The sequence below is a fragment of the Mesorhizobium sophorae genome (assembly GCF_002270415.1).
GTDB classification, from domain to species: Bacteria; Pseudomonadota; Alphaproteobacteria; order Rhizobiales; family Rhizobiaceae; genus Mesorhizobium; species Mesorhizobium sophorae.
Window position 1 is genome coordinate 47,472 of sequence record NZ_NNRI01000019.1, and the last position, 22,513, is coordinate 69,984.

A 22,513-nucleotide genomic window follows, 5' to 3' on the forward strand; every position below is an offset into this window, starting at 1 on the left:
CTACTATCTTGCATGACCGCTCGTCGTTTGCTTGCGAGGGCGCGCAACCGCAGGCAAGTGCGACTGCTGCTGTGACAACCAATTTGCGCATGTTGGCTCCGGACCTGACCGGCATTCTGTCGCCGCCGTGAGGATAAATATGCGGTGCAGCTAATACAAAGGCAATTCACCAAGCCATCTCTCGATTTGCCAAATGGCGGAACATTAGACGTTCCTAATTGTTCTACTCCTCACAGCCGACATCCGTGTCTGCTGAAGATCAGCCGGCAAAGGCTGGTCGGCCCGCGTTCTCCGCCAGAGGCGCGGGCTTCCCCAGGCAACAGGAGAACGATTATGAACAACATCATTTGGCTCGTTGGCGCGGTGGTCATCGTAATTGCGATATTGAGCTTCTTCGGCCTCCGATAGGTGCGACGCGGGTTCTGGCCGGTCGCCCGTTGATCGGCCAGTCGGCCTTTCGTCGACTTTCCTGTTCCTCTGAGGCTTCCGTGGGGAGGAGCGGGGGTGTTCGCATTCCGTCCCCCCGGCGGCCAACCCGGCCGTAGCGCCGATGCCAAGCATGCACTAACATCCCAGCTTGACCCCGTAGGGGCTGCCCAGTGATCTGTTTAAATTGGGGACATACCCATGACCAATCATTGCTGTGGACCGGGCTATGCTTCCCCAGCCGAGGCGATGACCGCACCTCGCGAAAAGCTGCTCTATACGGTTGCCATCTACACCGGCACGGGCATTCAGAAGCCGGACTATTTGTGCACCATTGATGTCGACCCCGAGAGTTCGACCTACAGCCAGGTGATTTCACGTTTGCAAATGCCGGGGATTGGCGATGAGCTTCATCACTCGGGCTGGAATGCCTGCTCGTCGTGCCATGGCGATGCGAGCATGGAGCGGAAATATCTGATTGTGCCGGGTGTGCGCTCGTCCAATCTGCACATTGTCGATTGCGGTACCGATCCCCGCAATCCGACACTGTTCAAAGTCATAAACGGCGCTGACATCAAAGCCAGGACCAACTTGTCGGCACCGCACACGGTGCATTGCCTCGGCTCGGACATCATCGTTTCCATGCTTGGCGACGCTCAGGGCAATGCCCCCGGCGGCTATTTGCAACTCAGCAAGGAGTTCGAGATTGTCGGCCGTTGGGAAAACTCCATGGGCGGTATCAAGTTTGGTTATGATTTCTGGTACCAGCCGCGACACAACGTAATGGTCAGTTCGGAGTGGGCCGCTCCCAATACCTTCATGCCTGGTTTTGACCTGGAAGAGGTTGGCCATCTGAAATATGGCCGGGAGATCCATTTCTGGGATTTTGAAAAGAAGGAGCCGAAGCAAACATTCTATCTCGGTGAAGATGGCCTGATCCCACTGGAAGTGCGGTTCCACCACAATCCCGACAGCAGTCACGGCTTTGTTGGCGCGGCCCTTTCAGCAAATATCATCCATTGGTGGAAGGATGCGGCGGGTGATTGGCAATGGGAAAAAATTATCGATGTCGACAATGAGCCACATCCCGAATGGCCGATCCCGATTCCGGGCGTGATCTCGGTCATCCTGCTCAGCATGGACGATAGATACCTCTATTTTTGTAACTGGTTGCACGGCGATATCCGTCAGTACGACATCTCGGACCCTCACAATGCCAAGCTTACTGGACAAGTGTGGATGGGCGGACTTCTCGGCCGTGCGCCTGAGGTCAATGGCGTGAAAGTGACTGGCGGGCCTCAGATGATACAGCTCAGCCTCGACGGCAAGCGCCTGTATGTGACAACCTCACTTTTCTCCACCTGGGACAATCAGTTCTATCCGGAAATCCGCACCAATGGCGGATGCATGCTGATGGTCAATTGCGATACCGAAAACGGCGGCATGGAAATCGATCCGCGATTTGTTGTCGATTTTGGCAAGGAACCAAATGGACCAAGCCGCTGCCATGAAACCCGTTATCCCGGCGGTGATTGCACGAGTGACATCTGGGTATGACCAGCTTCACCATCACTCTCGCCAACCAAGGCGGTGCGGCCTTTGACGTCGATCACCGCAAGCCCCTCTTGCAAAGCTTGCGCGAGCAGGGCGTGGATTTGCCCTACGGGTGCCAGTATGGCGGCTGCATAAGCTGTGCGGCCAAAATAATCAGCGGCAAAGTCAATCAGCAAGCGCAGCGGGCGTTGAACAACCGCCAGATCAACAATGGCTACATAATCCTCTGCGTCGCCCGCCCTTTGAGCGACTGCACGCTGGAGGTCGGCGTTGAAAGTCACGACAAGCTCTACCGCAACCCCTTCCTTGACCCCCTGGCCGCTCATGAATTGAAAGCCGATATTGCGACCCCTTTGGACGAACAGAAATGACCCATATAAACCATGATGAGCCCTATCCGGAGGCTTATCTGCAAGGAATTCTGAAATCGGTCAAAACCATCGCGATGGTGGGGGCCAGCCCCGACAAAACCAAGTTCTCCTATGGTGTACTCCGGGTGCTGCACGAGATCGGCTACGATATGATCCCCGTCAACCCTAGTCCCGGCCTGGATGAAATTCGAGGGCTCAAGGTGTACCCGTCGCTGGCGGCCATCGACCGGCCTGTCGATATGGTTGAGGTTTTTCGCCGTTCCGAAGATCTGTTGGACGTTGCTGAGGAAGCCATCGCCATCAATGCCAAGGTTCTGTGGGGTCAGATTGGCGTGCGCGATGACGCTGCCGCTCAGTTGGCGGAGGAAGCAGGCTTGAAAGTGGTGATGAACCGCTGCCCAAAGATCGAGTTGTTCCGCCCCTTCTGGAAGCCGAAGTTGCACTTGGGAATATGATTGCGGGTCACCGAATTCGGAGGTGTCGCGGCAACCGACCTGTTCCTTTCGTCTTGGATTGAATTCTACCCGAGGTACGATGCCAGATGGGCGCTGAGATCACGCGCGTCGTCGCCAGCGCCGTCGATCAGCGCAGATTTGCGGCGGCGCAGAAACTGCATCCCCATCAGGTACAGGCCCGGATGTTCAGCAACCCCGCCGTCGTGACGGACGTAACCCTTGCGGTCGATGACCGGCAGTTCCAGCCACGAGTAGTCCGGACGGTAGCCGGTGGCCCAAATGATCGTCCTGATCGCGCCGCTGGCGAGGTCGAGGCCGAGCGGCGGGTTGTCCTCGACATGGGTCGGCGGCGGGCGATCCGGCGGCCCGACCGTCGCGTCTAGGCCGTTGTCGCGCGCCCATTCGTCGATGAGGTCGAGCAGCCGGGCCATCTTCAGATCGGAAAGCGCGCACATGTTGCGCAATGACCCCGCAAACTGCGCCTTGCCGTCTTCGGTGATGCCGGCGAGGCGGCCGACGAGCCGGACCCCGAGGTCGACCAGCGCATTGAGGTCTAGGGTGGTGCGGTCGGGCGTGCCGGCAAGCTGCAGCGAAGGAACCCGTCGTGCCCGCCTGATGTCGTCTACCTCGTCGTAGCGCTCGTCGAGCACGCCGGCGGCGTCCATCCACCACTCCAGGTCCTTGCCGCGATAGACGCGGGGCGCCCGGATGTGCTCCCCCACCGACAGGGTCACTTGGCGCCCCGAACGCTGCAGCTCCTGAGCGATCTGGGTGCCGCTCGCCGACGCGCCCACCACCAGCACGCCACCGTCGGCGACCTGACCCGGATTGCGATAGGACTGCGCCGTCAGGATGGTGACCGACGGTGGCACGCGGACGGCGAAATCGGGCAGGCGCGCGATGTTGCACGCGCCCGACGCCAGCACCACGGTCCGGCCCCGCCACTCGCCGCGATCCGTGCGCACAAGATATCCCGCCCCGTCGCTGCGAACCGAGGTGACGGTCGTGTGGGTTCTGACCGGGGCCGAGATCGCCTTGGCATAGTTCCCGAGGAAATCGATCACCTCTGGCATCGTCCGGTAGCCATCGGGGTCGTCGCCGTCATAGCGGAAGCCCGGTAGCCGGCTCTGCCAGTTCGGGGTGAGCAACCGCAGCGAATCCCACCGCTCGGTGCGCCAGGTATGGGCAATCTCGCCGCGCTCCAGCAGTACATGGTCGATCGAACGCTCCGCGAGGCAGCGGCTCATCGCGAGCCCCGCGTGCCCTGCACCGACGATCACGGTGGTGACGGAACTAATCGCGCCCTCTCAGAGTCTACCGCTCGAAGTGCCTTTCAATTCACCACGACCGTGACGTTCGTCGGATTGGTGACAATGTCATAGACCGCAGATCGCTTCTGCGACTGAGCGACGAGAGCCTCGATGTCCTCGGGCTTGGCGTCGGCGTCGATGTTGTACTTTACCGTGATGCCGCTGAAGCCGTTGCGGACGTCGCTGTCGATGCCGAGTATGCCGGCGAGATCCATGTCGCCTTCGATTGTAGCCTTCACCGACTTCAACTGGATGTTGCGGTTCTGGGCAACCGCGGCGATGCCGGCGGTCAGGCAACTCGCCAGCCCGACCAGCACGTATTCGACAGGCGTGGCGCCCTTATCCAAGGAAGCGAAGACCTCCGGATGGTCGGCATCGAATGCGAACGTGGTCTTGCGATGCTGGTCCTGCCCGAGACCGTAAAAGCTCTCGACTGTCGAGTGGCTGTGGGTGCCGTCCTTCCATTCGCAAGCCGCGCGCCACTTGAATTGCGCGGCCTCCGGGGCGTTGGAAAGCGCTTCCTTTGCGGCGAGAAGCGCCTCTACGTTAACGCCATTGTTGGCCTGTACTTCGGAAGCCATGATTATCCTCCCTACCTTGCACTGGCTCAAAACCCGACCGATTCCACTGACCTCCTGATCAGATTTCACCAAGGTGTGGCATGGTATGGGTAGCGAAGTTTTTCATCAAGTTGTTTCCGCAGGGATACAGTCGCCCCTCGCGCACCGAGTTGCGCTTGCAGGCGAAGGAGTGCCCTGCATGTCGGTCGACGGCGACCGTGGGACTGCCAAGGGCATGCCGCGCGTTCACGCGCCTGACCACTGTGGGCGCGGTGGATAAATAGGCGAAGCAATCTGTGGGGTATCGGGAGAAACAAATACCTAAGTATCTGTTTTTTCTGGTCGGAGTGGCAGGATTTGAACCTGCGACCCCCTCGTCCCGAACGACGGGGTCTGCCAGCAAAAGCCCGGATTTCCGCCATTTTGCGTTGTGGTCGGTGGCCTTTGTTCACCTTTGTTTCTGACATAACTGTGGAGTTTCTGTGGGGAGCTTTGGGGCGTTCGTCTTCTGTGCCGTCGGCATGAGGACCACATTTTTCGGAGGATTTCTGGAGCGCGACTTGGAGACGATCGCCTTGGCGGCATCCGCCTGAAAGTCTGGATGATGATGGCCGTACGTCTGGATTAGCACCTCGACGGTCATGCCAAGGAACCCGGCAGGTCGGGATCCAGGAAGATCGTGACATTTTCTTCCTCAATGGAGAGTATAACTGGGGAGATTAACCGAGGGAGAAGCCCGTTAGCCACCCAGCTGCACCGAGCCCGACCAAACACGAGGCCAGCTCCACGGAGGTTTTAACGCCCTGGAGGAGGCTTTTCCCGAGGGTACTAGCGGGCACCCTTTAGCCCCTCGCCGGTTTCTTGGCGTAGGGGGCTGTCGTCTTGCGACTGCGAACGGCCGCCGGAATAGTTCGGCACCACCATCGGATAGTCACGGGAAGGCGACATTTTTTTCACGGTATTCGTCCGGGGAAGCCCTTAGTGGGTGTTAATGGCGCTTCTGGGACTTGAACTTTTTCCTGTCCTCCAGGCAGATGATGTAGTCCGGAAATGTACATGGTTTCGCCCGAGTAAAGCTGCTAGCGCTGTCATGGGCCTTGGTTCTGGGCCGGAGGTATTTCCTGTATCGCACTGCTCATTTCGCGAGCCGTTCGTCCGCAGTCGCTTTCGACGACTACAGTACCGAGATCTTTGGCGTCCCCACACTTCAAAAGATGCGATCCAAGCCGCCAGAGATCCCCAAGTCTTACATACTGTCTGGTGCGGCGCGCGAGGCGTTTGCCGACCTGGCGGGCTGTCAACAGCCCGGCGTTGGCTCCAATCTATGAGGTGCTTTCGACGGTGCCCTACATCCCCATCGACGCCATGGCCCTTTCGCTCGGAGGGGAGCGGTCGTTCAAGGCGCTGACGGCGTCGCGTTGGAAGCATTTGCCCGACGCGCGCAGTTGCCCGAACGAGCCGTACTGAAGGCGGTGGTCGAGACGGTCGCACCCGTCAACGAGCATTGGTGGCGTCTGCCCGAGCGGGAAGTGATACCTGTAGAGGCCCTTGAACGCATCTCCGCATGAATTGATGCCACTATCCTATGATAGCCGCCGTGGTCATCGCAGCGGAATCCAAAGGGGACTCTTCCAGGCCTTCAGTTCCTCGAGAAATACCTGGAGCTTCGCCGGCAGAAACCGGCGTGTCGGATAGACGGCATGCACGAAAATTTCCGGAGACGACCAATCAGGCAGAAGCCGGACGAGTTCCCCGCTCGCGATCTGAGCATCGCAATAGGTTGATGGCAGCAGGCCGATACCATGGCTTCGATAGGTGAAAGCGCTCACCGCCTGGAAATCTCTCGCCGCCACCGGTCCCGAGACGTGGAGCTTGATGGATTTCTTGCCGCTCACCAGATGCCATTCCACCTCGTTGTTGCGCGCCTGCACGAGCACACATTGATGGTGGCGCAGGTCCTCGGGTTGCGACGGAGGAAGCCGGCCGCGCAGATACTCCGGTGTGGCGACGACATAGCGCACGCTCTTACCGATGCGCTGGGCGATCAGGCTCGAATCCTGCAATTCACCGAAGCGGATGGCGACGTCGATATTCTCGGCTATCAGATCCAGGAACAGGTTGGTCATGAACAGGTCGATCTGGATACGTGGATAGGCCTTCAGAAACGAGGACAGGAATGCATAGAACGGTTCCTGGCCAAGGATGACCGGCGCGGAGATACGCAGAAGACCTTCAGGCTTCTTCTGGGTCTGGGTCAGCACCCGTTCCGCGTCGAAAAGCTGGCTCAGCGGCTCGCTGCATTGATTGAAATAGGCACGGCCCTGCGCCGTCAGGCTGAGCTTGCGTGTCGTCCGCTGCAGCAGGGTCACGCCGAGCCGCTCCTCCAGCGCCGTCACCTTGCGGCTGACGGTGGAGACGGGCATGCCGAGCGCGTGCGCGGCACGGCTGAAGCTTTCGAACTGCGCAACCCTTACGAACACGGCGATGTCGTTCAGATCGGCCATGTCTAGATTTTTGCATAGGTGGAAAACACATTCCAGATATTTCCGCCTAATCGAGAAATCGCGCCTGCACTACATCGGTCGCATTAGGGCAATCCAGCAGCACTGACGCTGCCCACCCATTAGAGACGAAAATGCAGACGCGGAAAACGGCCGTAATCACAGGGGCTTCTCAGGGCATCGGTGCCGGCCTCACCAACAGCTTTCTCGAAAGGGGCTACAATGTCGTCGCGACCTCGCGGCAGGTCAGCCGGTCGACGGAGCTGAACGCATCCGACCGCCTGGCCCGCGTCGATGGCGACATCGCCGACCCGGATACCGCCAAGACCGTCGTCGAAGCCGCGCTTGCGCGATTCGGTTCGATCGACGCCCTGGTCAACAATGCCGGCATCTTCTTCACCAAGCCCTTCGTCGACTACACGGTCGAAGACTACCGTCGCCTCGCGGCAACGAATCTCGAAGGATTTCTGCACCTCACGCAGCGCGTCGTGCGGCAGATGCTGGCGCAGAAGCGTGGTGGTAGCATCGTCAGCATCACGACACCCCTGGTGGATCGCCCGATCGCCGGTGTGAATGCATCGGTCGCCATGCTGACCAAGGGAGGCATCGAAGCCATGTCGAAGAACATCGCCATGGAATATGCAAAGGAGCAGATCCGTGCCAACACGGTCGCCCCCGGCGTTGTCGACACACCGCTGCACAAGGATAACCCGAAGGACTTTCTGAAGACGCTCTCGCCCATGCACAGCATCTCCAGCGTCCAGGAGATTGTTGATGCGGTGCTGTTCCTGACGGAAGCGCCACGCATTACCGGGGAGGTGCTGCACGTCGATGGCGGCGCACATCTGGGAAGATGGTGACCTCGATGAGCACGCAAGCCAGTGCCGACCAGCGGCTTACCGATCTCGGCATCGCGCTCCCTCCGCCGCCCACCCCCTTCGGCGCCTATGTCGAAACCGTGAAGATCGGCAATCTGCTCTATCTGAGCGGCATGCTGCCGGTCGTCGGGCGCGAGCCGCAATATGTCGGACGCGTCGGTGGCGCGCTCTCAGCGGAGGACGGGAGAAAGGCAGCCGAGATCGCTTGCCTCAACGCCTTATCCGCGGCCAAGGCGCATCTCGGCTCGCTCGACAAGATTACCGGCGTGGCGAAGCTCGGCGTCTATATCGCGACGGAAGGCGACTTCCGGGACCATCCGAAAGTCGCCGACGGAGCGTCCGAACTCCTCGTCAAGGTCTTCGGCACCGGGATGCTCTCAGGCCGCATCGTTCTCGGCGTTGCCAGCCTGCCTCTCGGCATGCCGATCGAAGTCGAGCTCGTTTTTGAAATCGCGGCTTAGGCAAAGCAGTGCCTTGCAACCCCGTGGAGAGGTAACGATGAAACACCGACGCGCGTTGCGGGGCACTTCGACCGAAAAGTCCGATGCGTGCTGGGAAGTGACCTTCAACAACCCACCGTTTCCTCGGCGCATGAGGCGCCGGTCACGGAGGGCCTATGACAGATGAAACCAGCACATGCGGTGTCGACCACATCGGACTGAGTGTTCGCGACCTTGAGAGCACGCGACAATTCTTTTGTGATTGTCTCGGATGGCGGATCGTTGGCCAGCGACCGGACTATCCAGCGGTGTTCGTATCGGATGGACACGACGTCGTGACGCTGTGGCAGGTCGAAACGCCGAGCAAAGCGATCCCGTTCGATCGGCGCACCAATGTCGGATTGCACCATTTGGCCCTCGCTGTCGTCGATCGGATCGGCCTCGATGCTCTTTATCAGCGCGTGTCGAGTTGGCCTGGCGTCGTCGTCGAGTTCGGTCCGGAAGCCTCGGGCGCAGGCCCCAAGCTCCATTTCATCGTGCGGGAGCCCAGTGGGATACGGATCGAGTTTGCATTCGATCCTCGCCTCGAGGACGCGCGCAAGGCGCGGTGATCCGGTTCAGGCAGCGATTGGCCGGGAAGGGAGGCCCTTTTTCAACACCGTCGATGAGCGCGGAGCCCCGGCACGCCGGCGCGCGAGTTCGACCAGCCACGACCCCGGTTGGCCATCACCGATCGATACATGCCTGCCACCCAGATGGCTACGCGAAACGGCGGGCAAATTGAAACCCAGGAGACTCACATGTCCACACTGCGAAAGAGCTTTGCCATTGCCTTGATGGTTGCCATGACCGGCACCGTGGCTAACGCCGATTCAAAGCCGGCTGCGAAAGATATCGTCATCGTCCACGGCGCCCTGGTGGATGGCTCAGGCTGGCGGGCCGTCTACGACATCCTGTCCAAGGATGGGTTCCATGTGACTGTCGTGCAGGAGCCGCTCACGGGTCTGGCAGAGGATGTCGACGCTACCAAGCGCATCCTCGATCAACAAACAGGGCCTGTCGTGCTGGTCGGTCACAGCTATGCCGGTTCGGTGATCACGGAGGCAGGCGCCGATCCGAAGGTCAGTGCGCTCGTCTATGTGGCCGCACTCCAGCCCGATGTAGGGGAAGCCAGCGGGCAGCTTCTGTCCAAGTTCGCCGCGCCAAGCGACGCCATGCGGGCCACCCCGGCCGCCACTGCCACTACGGGCAAGTATTTCTTCATGCAGCCGGCGCTGTTCGCTGCGACCTATGCCCAGGATGTCCCGGCAGCGGATGCTCAATTCCTGGCTGATTCACAACAGCAGCTCGCGGAGAAAGCTCTGGGAGCGCCGGTCTCCGTGGCCGCCTGGCGAACCAAGCCCAGCTTCGCCATCCTGACCACCCAGGATCATGTCGTGAGCCCGGAGCTTCAGCGCTGGATGTATCAACGCTCGGGCGCGAAGGTGACTGAAGTGGCCGCAAGCCACGCTGTCTTCATCTCTCAGCCGGCTGCGGTCGCTCGCGTGATCGAGGCTGCCGCAAAGTAGACGAAATCGACCTAGGAACATTGAGCTCGTCGTCCGATCCGCCTAGGGGCGCACATACTATCAGCCGGCTGAGGTTCCCGGTCAGGCTCGACGTCCGCTTTCTCGCATTTGTCACCTGGAGCTGTCCGTCCGCGTTCGGCCTCAAAGGGACCAGTTACGGTTCTACAATTGGGGATCGACTGGGGTTCTTGGAAGCTTTTCGAACTTTCTGCCTCACACCCCCAGCCGAACTGCGCGCCCTTATGAAAGAGACCGGGATATCGGCACAGGTCGGAGGTTCCGGCTTTCCTCCCGTCAAAGCGGATGAGTCGACTGACGACAAGCCGCCGCCAGCCGATCCCCTACTACCGAGTCCGTTCGGACAATCAACTTCGGGAGCGAGTTCAGTGGATGTGTCACGGCTGATGCGACGGCGCGCTCAATCTGCTACGGTATCCTAACATCGCCGGCGGGCAGCCCCACAACCAACCCACCTGGGCTGAGCCGCTTGCGTGCCTCGGTTGAGGCCCACTCTTGCCCGAAGTTTACCAGCTCGGGAAGTGAGCGTGCGTACATTTTGCGCACTAAGGGAAGATAGCGGTCGCCGATCGCGAACGACATTTTAGGTGTCCATGAGAACGGACGGTTAGCTCACTCCCAGCTGCCCCGTCACTCATTCCGCGCTCCCATGCTTGGGACGCGAGCACGCTACTCGGGAGAAAAGGGAAATCGCTATGCGTGGCGAACAACAGAGCGAAGACATCCAGATGGAAGATATCGATTGTCATCGCCGGACCTTTTGCGGCGGTGCCGCCGCAGCTTTTGCCGCTATGCCTCTCAGTATGGTGAGCACCTCGAGTGGAGAGGCTGCTCAAACCCCAAAACCGGTTCAGCCGATATCGGCCGCGACCTTTGCACCTATCAAGCTGGTGCAGGCCGGGCTGCTCAACGTCGGTTATGCCGAAGCGGGGCCGCCGGACGGTCCTGTCGTGATCCTGTTGCACGGCTGGCCATACGACATCCATAGCTTCGTCGAGGTGGCGCCGATCCTTGCCGGGAAAGGATATCGCGTCATTGTGCCCTACCTTCGCGGATTCGGCGACACGCGTTTTCTGTCGACTGATACGATGCGCAACGGCGAGCCGGCTGCGCTGGCGCAGGACGCAATCGATCTGCTGGATGCGCTGAAGATCGATCGCGCAATCCTGGGCGCCTTCGACATCGGCGGGCGCACGGCCGACATCGTCGCCGCGCTTTCGCCCGAACGCGTGCGCGGGTTAGTCGCGGTCAGCGGCTATCTGATCAGCAGCCAGGAATCGAACAAGCAGCCGCTGCCGCCCGACGCCGAATATCAATGGTGGTATCAATTCTATTTCGCGACCGAGCGAGGCCGGCTCGGTTACGAAAAAAACACCCACGCCTTCAACAAGCTGATCTGGAAGCTCGCCTCGCCGCAGTGGCATTTTGACGATGCGACGTTCGATCGAACCGCGACGTCGTTCGACAATCCCGATCATGTTGCGATCGTGATTCATAACTATCGCTGGCGGCTTGGCCTGGCGGAAGGCGAAGCACACTACGCCGATGTCGAGCGTAAGCTGGCATCGAATCCGGCGATCACCGTTCCGACGATAACCATGGAAGGCGACGCCAATGGTGCGCCGCATCCGGCGCCCGAAGCCTATCGCGCGAGGTTCACCGGCCGGTACGAGCATCGGACGATCCGGGGCGGAATCGGCCACAATCTTCCACAGGAAGCGCCGCGGGATTTCGCACAGGCGGTGATGGACGTCGCGAGCCGATAGGTCCGGACGATCGCCGCCGTCAGAAAGGATGCGTGGCCAATGCACAGAACTGCCATTTTGTTGAGCGCTGCAATTCTCGTCGCGGCGGCCACGCCGGCGCCGGCGGCAACGAGCAAGTTTGCGGATGAAATGAATGCCGCGATGGACCGCATGATGGAAGCGATGCAGGCCCGGGCCACCGGCGACGTCGATCGCGACTTCGCCACGATGATGATCCCGCACCACCAGGGCGCGATTGACATGGCCGTCGCCGAGCTTCGCTACGGCACGAATCCGCAGCTCAAGCGCATCGCCCAGGAGATCATCGTCGATCAGCAGCAGGAGATCGCCGCCATGCGACTTGCCATTGGCGATCCACTCCCTCCGTCGGAACCTGTTCCCACCCAACCATGAGCGACAGAATGAGCATTGAGGTGTACAAAACATTCGCAGTGCTGATTTTAGCTTCCGTAGCGACAGCAGCACTTGCGCAGCAGCGGCAGGCGCCTTGGGGGCGCGACGTCGCCGCGAGCCATCACGACCGCGTCTACGCCGCTGAGCAATTCTCGAACACCGTTTCCGTCACCGATCCGAATGTTTCGATCATCGATACCGACAGTTTCTGGATCGACGGATATTTTGAAGAGACCAAGATGGCGCGTGTCTGCACCGGCGCACCGGTCGAGGCGAAGCTGATGGGTTACTCTGCGCCGATCGTTGGGCACGTCAGCACGATCACACGCGGCCTCAGCGTTTCCAACGCGGCCGCCGGCGCCCAGGGACTACCGAATGTGGACCCGATCTATACGTGGGTGCGGCTGGCCCAACGTGTTCCCGTTCGCATCGCGATAGACGAAGTGCCTCCCGGCGTACCGCTTGTCTCCGGCATGACGGCAACCGTCTCGATCCGGGATACCGCTCCCAATCATTCCACCTGGCTCAAGAGCGCACGTGAAAGCCTGTCCAACGTGCTCGACGGCCCCTCGGCCCGCCCGGACTGTATCCCAACAGAGATGGCCGACGATGAGCTGGCGCAATCGGTTCCGGAGTGGGAAGCACAGGCGGCGCCCGAACCGGACCAGATCAATCCCGGCCTGGCTTCCAGCATACAGGCGCCACCTGGCCATGATTGATCATCATCACGGTCGCCTGTTAATGTGCGATTTCGGGAACCGGCAGAGTATTTGCAGGGCCGGGATGAAGCGCAACGGGACAATACGGTACAATACGGGAAGACTTTTGATTGTTGCTCACGAAAAAGTCAATAAAATCAACGATATTAATACGTCCTCCGGGCCCGCCAACACCTGCAACCTACCTTCCCAAAGACCAATGATCTTTAGTTTGCGGTAGGCCTCTGTTGACCCGAACCCGACGTCCGTCGTCCACGAGGCGAACGGCAGCTTTGCGCCGGTGAGTTCAACTGGTCACCGCAACACCTTCTGTAGCCTATCGGCCGGCGTTTCGAAGTCCAGGATTTTTCGGGGGCGCTGATTGAGCCGCAGAGCGACGGCGTTGAGTTGGGCTTGGGAGACACGGGAGAGGTTGGTTGCTCTCGGGAAGTACTGCCTGAGCAGACCGTTGGTATTTTCGTTGGTGCCGCGCTGCCAGGGACTGCGCGGATCGCAGAAGTAGACCTGTAGATCGGTTGCAACGGTGAAGCTCCTGTGACGAGCCATCTCCTTGCCCTGGTCCCATGTCAACGAGCGCCGCAGCTCTTCGGGCAATGTGCCGATCTGCTTGGCGAGGGCCGCCACGACGGTGGCCGAGTCCCTTCTCGTCAACTTCACAAGCATCGTGAACCGGCTGTGTCGTTCGACGAGGGTGGCGATGTTCGTGTCGTTCGCACCGGTGAGCAGATCACCCTCCCAATGGCCTGGGATAGCTCGATCCTCAGCCTCAGCGGGACGCTCGCGGATGGAGACCATATCGAGTATCTGCCCTTGCCCCGTCCGGCGCTGTGCACCTTTGGCGAGGCGCATCTGCCGTTTGGTGCGCAGATGTGCCGTCAGTTCCTTCTTGAGTACCCCTCGCGACTGGATGAATAGACTGCGATAGATTGCTTCATGAGATATCCGCATGCTTGGATCGCCCGGGTACTCTCGCCTCAACCAGCCCGCTATTTGCTCCGGCGACCACTGTAGCGCCAGCTTTTGCGCGACCCGCCATCGTAGCCGTCCAGAGCATGCAAGGCGACACTGCTTCGGGCGTAGCGCGCGCTCCCAAGCCTGCTTGTCAGCCCGAGTTGCACGGTAAGTTCGCGTACCTCCATTGCGCGTGATCTCCCGACATATTGTCGATGGCGCGCGCCCAAGACTTCTGGCAATGGCGCGTATCGCAAGACCCGCCGCGATCCCCCGAGAGATCTCTTCTCGCTCCGCCAGTCCAAGCGCCCAAGCCGCTCTACGCCTTGCTGACGGAGCAATGCCGCCATGTAGGGATACGATCCGCTGCACGCCGGTTTTGTTCCTGCGGTCCAATGCCCGCGAGATCGACGAAATGCTTTGGCCTTGCTTCCATCGCTCCCAAAGCTCGACCTTCTGCGCTGATGTAAACCAGACCCGTGACGTCACCATGCGACACCTCCTCATCCTCTCAGACTAAAGGTGTTGCCACGATCGGTTGAACCCACCGCCTCATGTCGGCCGTAGAGGCAAGCTTTGCCCCCGCCCGGAAGCAGACATCGCGGCGGACCGTGTTGGAGGTCGTGGTAGCGCTAGGTGCAGAAGTTCACTATCCGCGAAGCGGCCATACGCACTTCCTCCAGCCAAATGCTCGCTGCGTTGCGTTCGTCGGGAGTACCAAGCGGCGGAGTAGCGCTCTGAACGTATGCCAGTCTCAACGTTGAAGGCCGCCGCTGACGCCAGCAAGCTGACATTCGAGAATAAATCTCTGCCCATTCGGCCGCTCTTAACAGTGACCTACTTTCCCTCGTCCAGGATCAGCGCGATGATTAGCGCATCATCTGATCAGTAACCAGATTGTGCGTGGGTGTGAGAAAACGACAGCATTTGTCGGCCGCGACTGCATCAGGCAGGCACGGCAGAGGTTGTCCGGACACAAGGGGCAGGGCTGCCAGTGCGCAGACGTCCGACAATGCCGCGATGGCAAAAAGGAGAACGTGATGAGAGTGATCTTGCTGTTGCTTATCACCTGGGTGGTAGTCGCGCCTGACACCTTGACGACAGCACTTGCCGCTCAAGCCAACCGGGTGACCGTGAGCTATGTGCTTCCCAAGAATTCAGCGCATCAGCCGATCTACGAACAACTGAAGGAAGTCAGGTTTCTGGAGAGGTTGCAGCAATTTCTCAGTCCGTTCCGACTGCCGCGCCCTTTGCTGGTAAAGGTGGAGGGATGCGGCGGTGACGCCAATGCCTGGTATGAAGACAACGTGATAACGATTTGCTACGAGTACATTGAGGGACTCCGGAAAACCATGCCCGCAAACACCACGTTGGCCGGCGTCACGCCGGACGACGCCGTCATGGGTCCCTTGTTGGATACCTGTTTCCATGAATTTGGCCACGCCCTATTCGAGATGCTGCGGGTGCCGGTGTTTGGACGCGAGGAAGACGCCGCCGATCAGGTGTCTGCCTACATCACGCTGGAACTCCATAAGGACGAGGCACGCAGGATCGTCGGGGGCACCGCCTACGCGTATAAGACCGAGGCGGAGGCCGCGACAGCTCCACCTCAAATGGCGAAATTTGCGGACGTACATGGCACGCCAGCGCAACGCCTCTACAACGAGTTGTGCTTAGCCTATGGTGCCGACAAGGAGCAGTTCGGCTACATCGTCGATAAGGGATACTTGCCGAAGGAACGAGCCGAGGATTGCGCAGACGAATACCAACAGGTCAGTTATGCGTACAAGAAGCTGATCGAGCCGCATGTCGACCGTCATCGCGCTAAAAAGGTGTTCGACAAGAGTTGGCTACGGCCGAGTGGATAGTGGGGTATCGTGCCGGTCGTGCGGCCCGAACTCCTCATAGCTAAGCCGGCCGCGCACGATTCGAAGATCCGTGTGCCCCGACTTGCCGGTTGCGAATCGCTAAACTCGCCATGCGCCTCGGCGGTTGCGATAGGCAAAAGCCAGGGCTAAACGGCCAAAAAGAAAATGGCCGCCAGGGCACGCATGGGATTTCAAGCGCGCGCGAGGCGGGCTTGGCTGGCGGCCGCGAGTTTCCGCTCAGCCACGACGCCGAACAAGAGCCCGATCACCGTCCACAGGATGAGCTGGATCCCCATCGACGCGACGCGGAACTGCCACAACAGCACGGCCGAGAACTTCTCCAGCACCTCGTTGATGTCGGGCAGCGCCACCTTGACCAGCGCAAACACGATCAGGAAAGCGATACCGGCTATGATCGAGGCGTTCCACGCTCCGAGCTGCTTCCATAGGCGCCAGGCCGCGCGGAGTGCTTTGGCGGTCTAGGACAGCGGCCGGCCGGCGGGAAAACGGAACTGGCGAGGCATTGCAAGGGTTTCAGCCTGCGAAGTCCAGAAGTCTGGTGGCAGGCTCACGACGATGTTCGGTATGGGTGCGATCGATGCCTTCCACGGTGATCGCGAACGTCCCGTTCTCTATCCTTCCTATCCAGCCTTTGGCTTTTAGATACCAAAGATGAAACTCCAGATGTTCACGCGGGCAGTCGGCCATGCGTTCGAGTTCTGTATCGCCAATGCCGGGATTGTTGACGTCTTGTCGGCGCTTGACATAGAGCAACGAGAGCACTTTGGCCTGAATGACGGCATCCCGTTCTATGCCTTTGGTGTTGCTGGCTTCCTCGCTCAACCCGCGGCGAATGTTCAAATGCTCTTTATACTCGATGTCGTACTGCGCGCGCTTGACCGGATCTTTGAGCGTATTGTGGGCATCTATGATTTCACTGAAGCGGGATTCGTCCCCGGTGAAACCCAAGGAAGGGAGGTCGGCGGCCCAGCCATGATTGACCGACCAGACGTTGGAACTGCAGCCTGCACGACATGCGGCGTCTATGTGTGTCTCGACGGATCCCGACGCATCATCCAGATGTGCACGCTGCTGCCTGGAACATCCGTCTCTCCAACGACCCGAAAGCCACGGCGTTGGTAGTAGAGCGCGTTTTCTAGTGTCGGCGCTTCAAGGTAGCAGGGGATCCCATCGCGGTCGGCGGCATCGAAAACTGGCTGCATCAAGAGTTCGCCGATGCCTTGGCGCTGCCACTCCGGGTCAACACCAAGCATCGCAAGGTACCAATGAGGCTCCGGTGCATATTGGGGGTGGAAGGCCTCCAAGCACTCGGCCAGCTGCTTGAACCGCATCCAGGGCTCGGCGCCGATCTGACCCGGGATGCCCGACATCCCAGTCGCCGAAAAGTCCTCTTCGGACGGCGGAGACGGCCCGGGCGGAAACCAAAGTGCCACGCCCCGCACCGGCTCCCAAGTACAGTAGGGAGTCCCGGTCCGCACAACGAACTGCAACAGGGCGCGTGCCATTGTCGGCGCGAGCTGCTCACGTGCCACGCGGTCGGGCAGTACGAAAAGAAGGCCCGGATCAGCGGCGAATGACCTGACCAACACATCCACTGCGGGGTCCAGCAGCGAAATTGGAAGTCGCACCACATCAAGCGAGCGCACTTCGGCATTTCCTCTCCGACCAGTGTCCACTAGTGCATGTGACACTACGCAACTAGTGCCTCATGTCCAGCTGTCTCGAACGTCCGCATCGCGCCTCATGTCGGCCGTAGGGATTGGCGTTGCCACTTCCTGAAAGCAGACATCGCCGGCGACAGGCTGGAGATTGCGTTTGCGCTATGGGCGGACCTTTGGGCAATTGGGTGACGAGTTGCCCGACAAGCGTCGTCGAGCACGTTGGGATCATTCTGCCGCAAAAGGTCGAGTAGCCTTTCCCTCGTGATCGGTTTAGGGTTGGCGCGCTGCTACGCTACCCAACCCGACATGACACCACGCGATTTCCATTTACCCGGCCGCTCGCCGGTTTACGCGCGCGAAGGAATGGCCGCGACCTCCCATCCGCTCGCAAGCATCGCGGCGGTCGACGTACTCAAGGCTGGCGGCACCGCCGCCGATGCTGCCGTTGCGGGTGTCGCAACACTATGCGTGGTCGAGCCGGCGATGACCGGCATCGGCGGGGACTGCTTCTGCCTCGTGGCGAAGCCGAATGCACCGGTATGGGGCTACAACGGTTCGGGCCGTGCGGCGTCTGCTGCCACGACCGAGCGGATGCTCGCGGCAGGACTGCCGCACAAGATTCCGGCGACATCGCCGCATGCCGTTACGGTGCCTGGCGCGATCGATGCGTGGGAGGCGATCCTCAAGGCGCACGGCCGATTCGGTCTCGACAAGGTGCTGCAGCACGCCATCCGCCACGCCGAAGATGGCTTCCCGATCGCACCGCGCGTCGCGGCCGACTGGGCCATGATGGTCGACAAGCTCACCCCGCATGCCGGCTCGGTGAAGCATTTTCTGGTCAACGGGAAATCGCCCGAGGTCGGACATGTGATGCGCCTGCCGGCGCTCTCCGCGACCTTGAAGGCGATCGCGTTGGGCGGCGCGAAGGTGTTCTACGAGGGCGCGATCGCCGCCGACATCGCCGCGACCGTTCAGGCCGCAGGCGGGCTGCTCACGGAGGAAGACCTCGCACGCCACAAGGGCGACGTCGTTGAGCCGATCTCGACGAACTATCGCGGGCTCGATGTCGTCGAACTGCCGCCGAACGGGCAGGGGCTGACCGCGCTGGTGCTGCTGAACATCCTCGAACAGTTCGATCTGAAGAGTCTCGATCCGATGGGCGCGGAGCGGCTGCATCTCGCGCTCGAAGCCGCGCGGCTTGCATTCGGCGTACGCGACATGCACATCGCGGATCCTGCATACATGCGTGAGCCGGTCGCGGGGTTGCTTGACAAGAGCTTTGCGAGGAAGCTTGCGAAGTTGCTTGATCCCGGCAAGCGCGTGCCGCTGCCGACGTCGTCCGCGCCGTCGAGCGATACGATCTATCTCACGGTCGTGGACCGCGACCGCATGGCGGTGTCGCTGATCAATTCGCTCTACTCTAGCTTTGGCACTGGCATCTGCACCGAGAAGAGCGGCGTGATGCTGCACAATCGCGGAACGGGCTTCGTGGTCGAGCCGCACCATCCGAACACCATCGCGCCGGGCAAGCGGCCGATGCACACGATCATTCCGGCGCTCGCAATGCGCGATGGGCGCTGCACGATGTCGTTCGGCGTGATGGGCGCGGACTTCCAGCCGATGGGTCACGCGCACGTCGTCACCAACATGGTCGACTACGAGATGGACATTCAGCAGGCGATCGACGCGCCGCGCGTATTCTACGTGGACGAGGACACCGAGGTGGAGCGCGGCGTGCCGGAAGAGTCGGTCGCCGGACTAAAGTCGCGCGGGCACAACGTCGTGCTTCGTCCGCTGCCGCATGGCGGCGGGCAAGGCATCGTTATCGACTGGGAGAAGGGCAACCTGATCGGCGGCTCTGACCCGCGCAAGGACGGCTGCGCGATCGGCTACTAGACCGGGACTTTGCTGCGCCCCCGCACGTACGGCGCGATTGTCGGTGGCGATGTGTTGAGCTTCTCGATCACGAAGCCTGCGGTCTGCACGGTGCCTGGATGGTATGGCCGGCGTTTCGTGGCAGCCATCACCATAAGCGCAAGGGCGAGGCGGTCGGCGTGACGGCAAGCTTGTTCACTGTCCGATAACACTTTTCGTGATGACGTTCGCCATCCAACGTGGCGTGCCAGCGGCCGGCCTGCTGTGTGCTGGAACCATGTTTCTTGGCGTGGCCGCGACTCTGTCCCCTACCAAGGGTGATACATTAGCCACAGTTAATATTATTCGGATATCCAGTCTTGCGCCATCGGCATAGGTGTCCCGTAATGGGTCGATAAATCTGGCACCGCAATTGCTCTCTCAGCAATGCCGGAGTCGATGACCCCGGCAGTCGGGGGTAACCTTTGGGGCCCCCACCGCTTCGCAAATGGAGCGGTGGGCTCTTTAACCGCTAATTCAAAAGCCCCCAAAATCGCCGAAACTTTGGGTGCTGCAACAATGTATTTTCCCCGATTTCTGGTGGGCATGTTCGGGACGTCATTCATCGTGGCGATCTGGGCTGGCATGGAAACCGGGTCCATCTGGTCGGCGCTCGTTTGGGCTGTCCTCACGCTGATTGTATTGCAGGTTGGATATTTCCTGCTGACATTAGGGCTTTTCTATAAGCGCTCGACGAAGAGCACCGACGTAAAACCGGAGCCTGTCAATCCTGTTCAGCCGCTTCGTCGAGATGGTGGTGTTTCATCCCCCGGCGCCCAATAGGAGCCGGTGATGGACTGGTGGTGTCGGACTTAACGATTCTGCCTTGACCGATATGATTTGCCACTTCTTCCAAATATTCGCTCATACAATCTGCAGGTTGACCTTCTCAGATTGAGGGTCGCCACCATTTGCCAGCGCTTTCGCTGGAGGGTACTGTTTGCGCAAATAGCCGGCGGTGGGTGTCGTTTCAAAAAGGGGGACGTATGGCCAGACTTGTCGCACTCTACAAGACGCCGAAAGACCTGACCGCATTCGACCGTTACTATTTTTCGACCCACATTCCGCTGGCCAAAACGATTCCCGGCTTGAGGAAATACGAGATCAGCGATGGCGGGGTCCATTCGCCGGGAGGGCCCTCAGGCTATCATCTTGTGGCTATCCTTCACTTCGGTTCCGTTGCGGACATTCAAGCCGCGTTTGCCTCTCCCGAGGGGCAGGCCACGGCGGCCGATCTTGGCAATTTCGCAGACGGCGGAGTGGAGCTTTTGCTCTTTGAGACTAGGGAAGTCTGAGCCTCGCCCACCCCACCTTCGAGAGGTTTATCGGTTATCGCAGTGACGTGAAAGCAGATGCGTCCGAACGACAGGACCAAGAGTTGCGCAGACTTCCACTCGTTCGACAGGTTGGAGCGGTGGCTACGGTGAGGTTGAGATCGGCAGCGTAACGGCTGCTTTCGGACCAGTCAGCACCAAAAGCAGACCGTCAACTTCCGGACCCAAACGCCCGGCGGCTTTGCGCCTTCATCTCGGTCATAGAGATCAGCTTTGCCGTTTCCTGAAAGCAGACTTTGCTGATAACAACAGTGGAGGTCGGGGTTGCGCCAGAAGCTGTCCTTACAGAGATGACGCTCGAAATGTCGCGTTTTGGGCACTGAGCCGACGGGCAAGTCTTGCCCGTGGAAATGACCTGCTGCTATATCGATGGTCCCGGTCCAGAGCGTTACCGCGATCGAAGCAAGAACTGTAGAGCGTTCCGCAAGATCGCAATATACGGGAAATGGCCGGGAGCATATTGCAGCAGACTGGGACTCCGGCAGGAATCTCCCGCGCACGTTGATCGTACGCCGGACGTCCGGACGTCCAGTTAAGACAACCACGGTCCCCTTCGGAGGTGTTGCATGTCCGACATGCCAAGCATTGTGTTCGCTCATGGCCTTTGGGCCGACGGATCTTGTTTCAGCAAAGTCATCAAGCTGCTTCTTGCTGATGGTTTTGAAGTAATTGCGACTCAAAATCATCTCAACACTGTCGCTGACGATGCGGCTGCAGTTCGGACTTCGCTGGGCCGCGCCAGCGGCCCAGTCGTATTGGTTGGCCATTCGTACGGTGGCACGGTCATTACGGCAGCCGGGACCGACGACCGCGTTGAAGCGCTCGTCTATATCTGTGCGCTTGCACCGGAGGACGGCGATACATCACAGGCCGATCAAACCAAATTTCCTCAGACACCGGTGTTCCAGCATATAGAGGGGGCTGACGGTAGACTGTTCTTGCGTCCCGCGGGGACCGCGGACTTCGCCGGCGACCTTTCTGACGAAGAGCAAAAATTGGTTTGGGCCACTCAAATGGCGCCATTGGCGGACCTATTCAGTCAGCCCGTCGTCGGTGCAGCATGGAAATCCAAACCGACATATTACATCATCGGTTCCGAAGACCGAACCGTTCATCCCGAACTACAGCGCTTTCTCGCACAGCGCATGGGCGCGAAAGTCACCGAGCTGGCTTCGAGCCATGTTCCGATGCTGTCGCAACCCAAGCGCGTGTACGAAGTTATCCGGGAGGCGGCTGCCGCCGTCCAGCAACGGGCCGGATAAATGCATTAGCCGGCCTCGTCCTTCTCCTAGCACTGCTGGCGCGTCCTCGATCCCGACGCGCCAGCCCCAATAGACTTCCCGGCTAAGGATGAGAAAGCTGCTTGCATTTCTCGAAGCGCCGGACGGCCACGAATTTGATCCCCTTTTCGTCGACTTTCTCACTTCTGCCCCCAAAAGCGGACAGCCTGAAAGCGGCCAAATGCGGACTTTTCCGGCGTCGCCTACAATGCCCAGACTAGCGTCTAGGAACCTCGGCAAGCCTCGAACATGGCGCGCCGTTTAATCAGCCACAATGTCAGCATAGTTGACCCGCCGGGTGGACCGTCCGAGGAGTAGGCAAATCCGGCTTTGCGCCTCCTTTGCGGACGCCTTAAGGGCTTGCTAAGAACGCCGAGTTCAGCCGTTTTGATATTTCCAACTGGTTGGGGCCTAGGCGCAGAGCTGAGTCGACCTTCGCCTTGGCGCTTCACGCGGCGGTTCATGGCGCGGCTCCCCCTCGTGGCATTTGGCGACCCGCTTCGCCGCCCGCTCAGGCGCCTGCAC

General features: G+C 60.0%; 20 protein-coding genes and 3 pseudogenes. 16 read left to right on the forward strand and 7 right to left on the reverse strand.

What is annotated here, in order from left to right:
- Window positions 1-627 precede the first annotated feature (627 nt).
- The 3 genes from CGZ66_RS27150 to CGZ66_RS27160 are packed head-to-tail and all read left to right on the forward strand — an operon-like array spanning window position 628 to window position 2,806.
- Complete coding sequence (locus CGZ66_RS27150) at window positions 628-1,983, forward strand: selenium-binding family protein (protein ID WP_095089770.1); 1,356 nt, start codon at window positions 628-630, stop codon at window positions 1,981-1,983.
- Complete coding sequence (locus CGZ66_RS27155; protein WP_095089772.1) at window positions 1,980-2,351, forward strand: 2Fe-2S iron-sulfur cluster-binding protein; 372 nt, start codon at window positions 1,980-1,982, stop codon at window positions 2,349-2,351. The genes CGZ66_RS27150 and CGZ66_RS27155 overlap by 4 nt, the downstream gene beginning before the upstream one ends.
- Window positions 2,352-2,356: 5 nt before the next feature.
- Window positions 2,357-2,806: a CoA-binding protein gene (locus CGZ66_RS27160; protein WP_206073782.1), complete on the forward strand. Its 450-nt coding sequence runs from the start codon at window positions 2,357-2,359 to the stop codon at window positions 2,804-2,806.
- 65 nt (window positions 2,807-2,871) lie between these two features.
- On the opposite strand, the gene CGZ66_RS27165 is transcribed toward CGZ66_RS27160, so the two are convergent.
- Window positions 2,872-4,086, reverse strand: a complete 1,215-nt coding sequence (locus CGZ66_RS27165) for an NAD(P)-binding domain-containing protein (protein WP_280952829.1) — start codon at window positions 4,084-4,086, stop codon at window positions 2,872-2,874.
- 53 nt (window positions 4,087-4,139) lie between these two features.
- Window positions 4,140-4,697 (reverse strand): OsmC family protein, encoded by a 558-nt coding sequence (locus CGZ66_RS27170; RefSeq protein WP_095089778.1) that lies wholly within the window; start codon window positions 4,695-4,697, stop codon window positions 4,140-4,142.
- Between the two features lie 1,278 nt (window positions 4,698-5,975).
- Here CGZ66_RS27170 and CGZ66_RS40945 point away from each other — a divergent pair.
- Window positions 5,976-6,244: pseudogene (locus CGZ66_RS40945) on the forward strand (type II toxin-antitoxin system HipA family toxin); the annotation flags it as partial.
- 33 nt (window positions 6,245-6,277) lie between these two features.
- Here the strand turns inward: CGZ66_RS40945 and CGZ66_RS27190 are convergent.
- A complete protein-coding gene (locus CGZ66_RS27190) occupies window positions 6,278-7,180 on the reverse strand; it encodes a LysR family transcriptional regulator (protein ID WP_095089782.1) in 903 nt (300 codons plus the stop codon).
- Window positions 7,181-7,311: 131 nt separating this feature from the next.
- On the opposite strand from CGZ66_RS27190, the gene CGZ66_RS27195 reads away from it, so the two are divergent.
- The 7 genes and pseudogenes from CGZ66_RS27195 to CGZ66_RS27225 all read left to right on the forward strand — a co-directional run.
- Window positions 7,312-8,037: an SDR family NAD(P)-dependent oxidoreductase gene (locus tag CGZ66_RS27195; protein WP_095089784.1), complete on the forward strand. Its 726-nt coding sequence runs from the start codon at window positions 7,312-7,314 to the stop codon at window positions 8,035-8,037.
- Window positions 8,031-8,516: a RidA family protein gene (locus tag CGZ66_RS27200; RefSeq protein ID WP_095089786.1), complete on the forward strand. Its 486-nt coding sequence runs from the start codon at window positions 8,031-8,033 to the stop codon at window positions 8,514-8,516. The genes CGZ66_RS27195 and CGZ66_RS27200 overlap by 7 nt, the downstream gene beginning before the upstream one ends.
- Window positions 8,517-8,671: 155 nt before the next feature.
- Window positions 8,672-9,106 carry a VOC family protein gene (locus CGZ66_RS27205; RefSeq protein WP_095089788.1) on the forward strand — a complete coding sequence of 145 codons (435 nt, stop codon included), beginning with the start codon at window positions 8,672-8,674 and terminating at the stop codon, window positions 9,104-9,106.
- Between the two features lie 108 nt (window positions 9,107-9,214).
- On the forward strand, window positions 9,215-10,063 hold the full coding sequence (locus CGZ66_RS27210; protein WP_245331236.1) for an alpha/beta fold hydrolase: 849 nt from the start codon (window positions 9,215-9,217) through the stop codon (window positions 10,061-10,063).
- A 746-nt stretch (window positions 10,064-10,809) separates the two neighbouring features.
- Entirely contained in the window at window positions 10,810-11,847 is a 1,038-nt protein-coding gene (locus CGZ66_RS27215) for an alpha/beta fold hydrolase (protein ID WP_095089952.1), read from the forward strand.
- Between the two features lie 39 nt (window positions 11,848-11,886).
- Window positions 11,887-12,240, forward strand: a complete 354-nt coding sequence (locus CGZ66_RS27220) for a DUF305 domain-containing protein (protein WP_095089792.1) — start codon at window positions 11,887-11,889, stop codon at window positions 12,238-12,240.
- Between the two features lie 179 nt (window positions 12,241-12,419).
- A pseudogene (locus tag CGZ66_RS27225) lies at window positions 12,420-12,959 on the forward strand (HlyD family secretion protein); the annotation flags it as partial.
- 294 nt (window positions 12,960-13,253) lie between these two features.
- On the opposite strand, the gene CGZ66_RS27230 reads toward CGZ66_RS27225, so the two are convergent.
- Complete coding sequence (locus tag CGZ66_RS27230) at window positions 13,254-14,402, reverse strand: IS30 family transposase (protein ID WP_095081857.1); 1,149 nt, start codon at window positions 14,400-14,402, stop codon at window positions 13,254-13,256.
- Window positions 14,403-14,950: 548 nt separating this feature from the next.
- Here CGZ66_RS27230 and CGZ66_RS27235 point away from each other — a divergent pair.
- On the forward strand, window positions 14,951-15,778 hold the full coding sequence (locus CGZ66_RS27235; protein ID WP_095089794.1) for a DUF4344 domain-containing metallopeptidase: 828 nt from the start codon (window positions 14,951-14,953) through the stop codon (window positions 15,776-15,778).
- A gap of 191 nt (window positions 15,779-15,969) precedes the next feature.
- Here CGZ66_RS27235 and CGZ66_RS27240 read toward each other — a convergent pair.
- From CGZ66_RS27240 to CGZ66_RS27250, 3 genes and pseudogenes are all read right to left on the reverse strand, one after another.
- Window positions 15,970-16,227, reverse strand: a pseudogene (locus CGZ66_RS27240) (CbtA family protein); the annotation flags it as partial.
- A gap of 85 nt (window positions 16,228-16,312) precedes the next feature.
- A complete protein-coding gene (locus CGZ66_RS27245; RefSeq protein ID WP_245331237.1) occupies window positions 16,313-16,747 on the reverse strand; it encodes a J domain-containing protein in 435 nt (144 codons plus the stop codon).
- 74 nt (window positions 16,748-16,821) lie between these two features.
- The gene (locus tag CGZ66_RS27250; RefSeq protein ID WP_143748863.1) at window positions 16,822-17,445 is read right to left on the reverse strand and encodes a GNAT family N-acetyltransferase; all 624 of its coding nucleotides are present in this window, start codon (window positions 17,443-17,445) and stop codon (window positions 16,822-16,824) included.
- A gap of 321 nt (window positions 17,446-17,766) precedes the next feature.
- On the opposite strand from CGZ66_RS27250, the gene ggt reads away from it, so the two are divergent.
- The 4 genes from ggt (at window position 17,767) to CGZ66_RS27270 (ending at window position 21,970) form a co-directional block, all read left to right on the forward strand.
- A complete protein-coding gene (gene ggt / locus CGZ66_RS27255; RefSeq protein ID WP_095089800.1) occupies window positions 17,767-19,356 on the forward strand; it encodes a gamma-glutamyltransferase in 1,590 nt (529 codons plus the stop codon).
- 417 nt (window positions 19,357-19,773) lie between these two features.
- A complete protein-coding gene (locus CGZ66_RS27260) occupies window positions 19,774-20,157 on the forward strand; it encodes a hypothetical protein (RefSeq protein ID WP_342586879.1) in 384 nt (127 codons plus the stop codon).
- A gap of 203 nt (window positions 20,158-20,360) precedes the next feature.
- Complete coding sequence (locus CGZ66_RS27265) at window positions 20,361-20,669, forward strand: EthD family reductase (protein WP_095089802.1); 309 nt, start codon at window positions 20,361-20,363, stop codon at window positions 20,667-20,669.
- A gap of 605 nt (window positions 20,670-21,274) precedes the next feature.
- Complete coding sequence (locus CGZ66_RS27270) at window positions 21,275-21,970, forward strand: alpha/beta fold hydrolase (RefSeq protein WP_167392266.1); 696 nt, start codon at window positions 21,275-21,277, stop codon at window positions 21,968-21,970.
- Window positions 21,971-22,513: the final 543 nt, after the last annotated feature.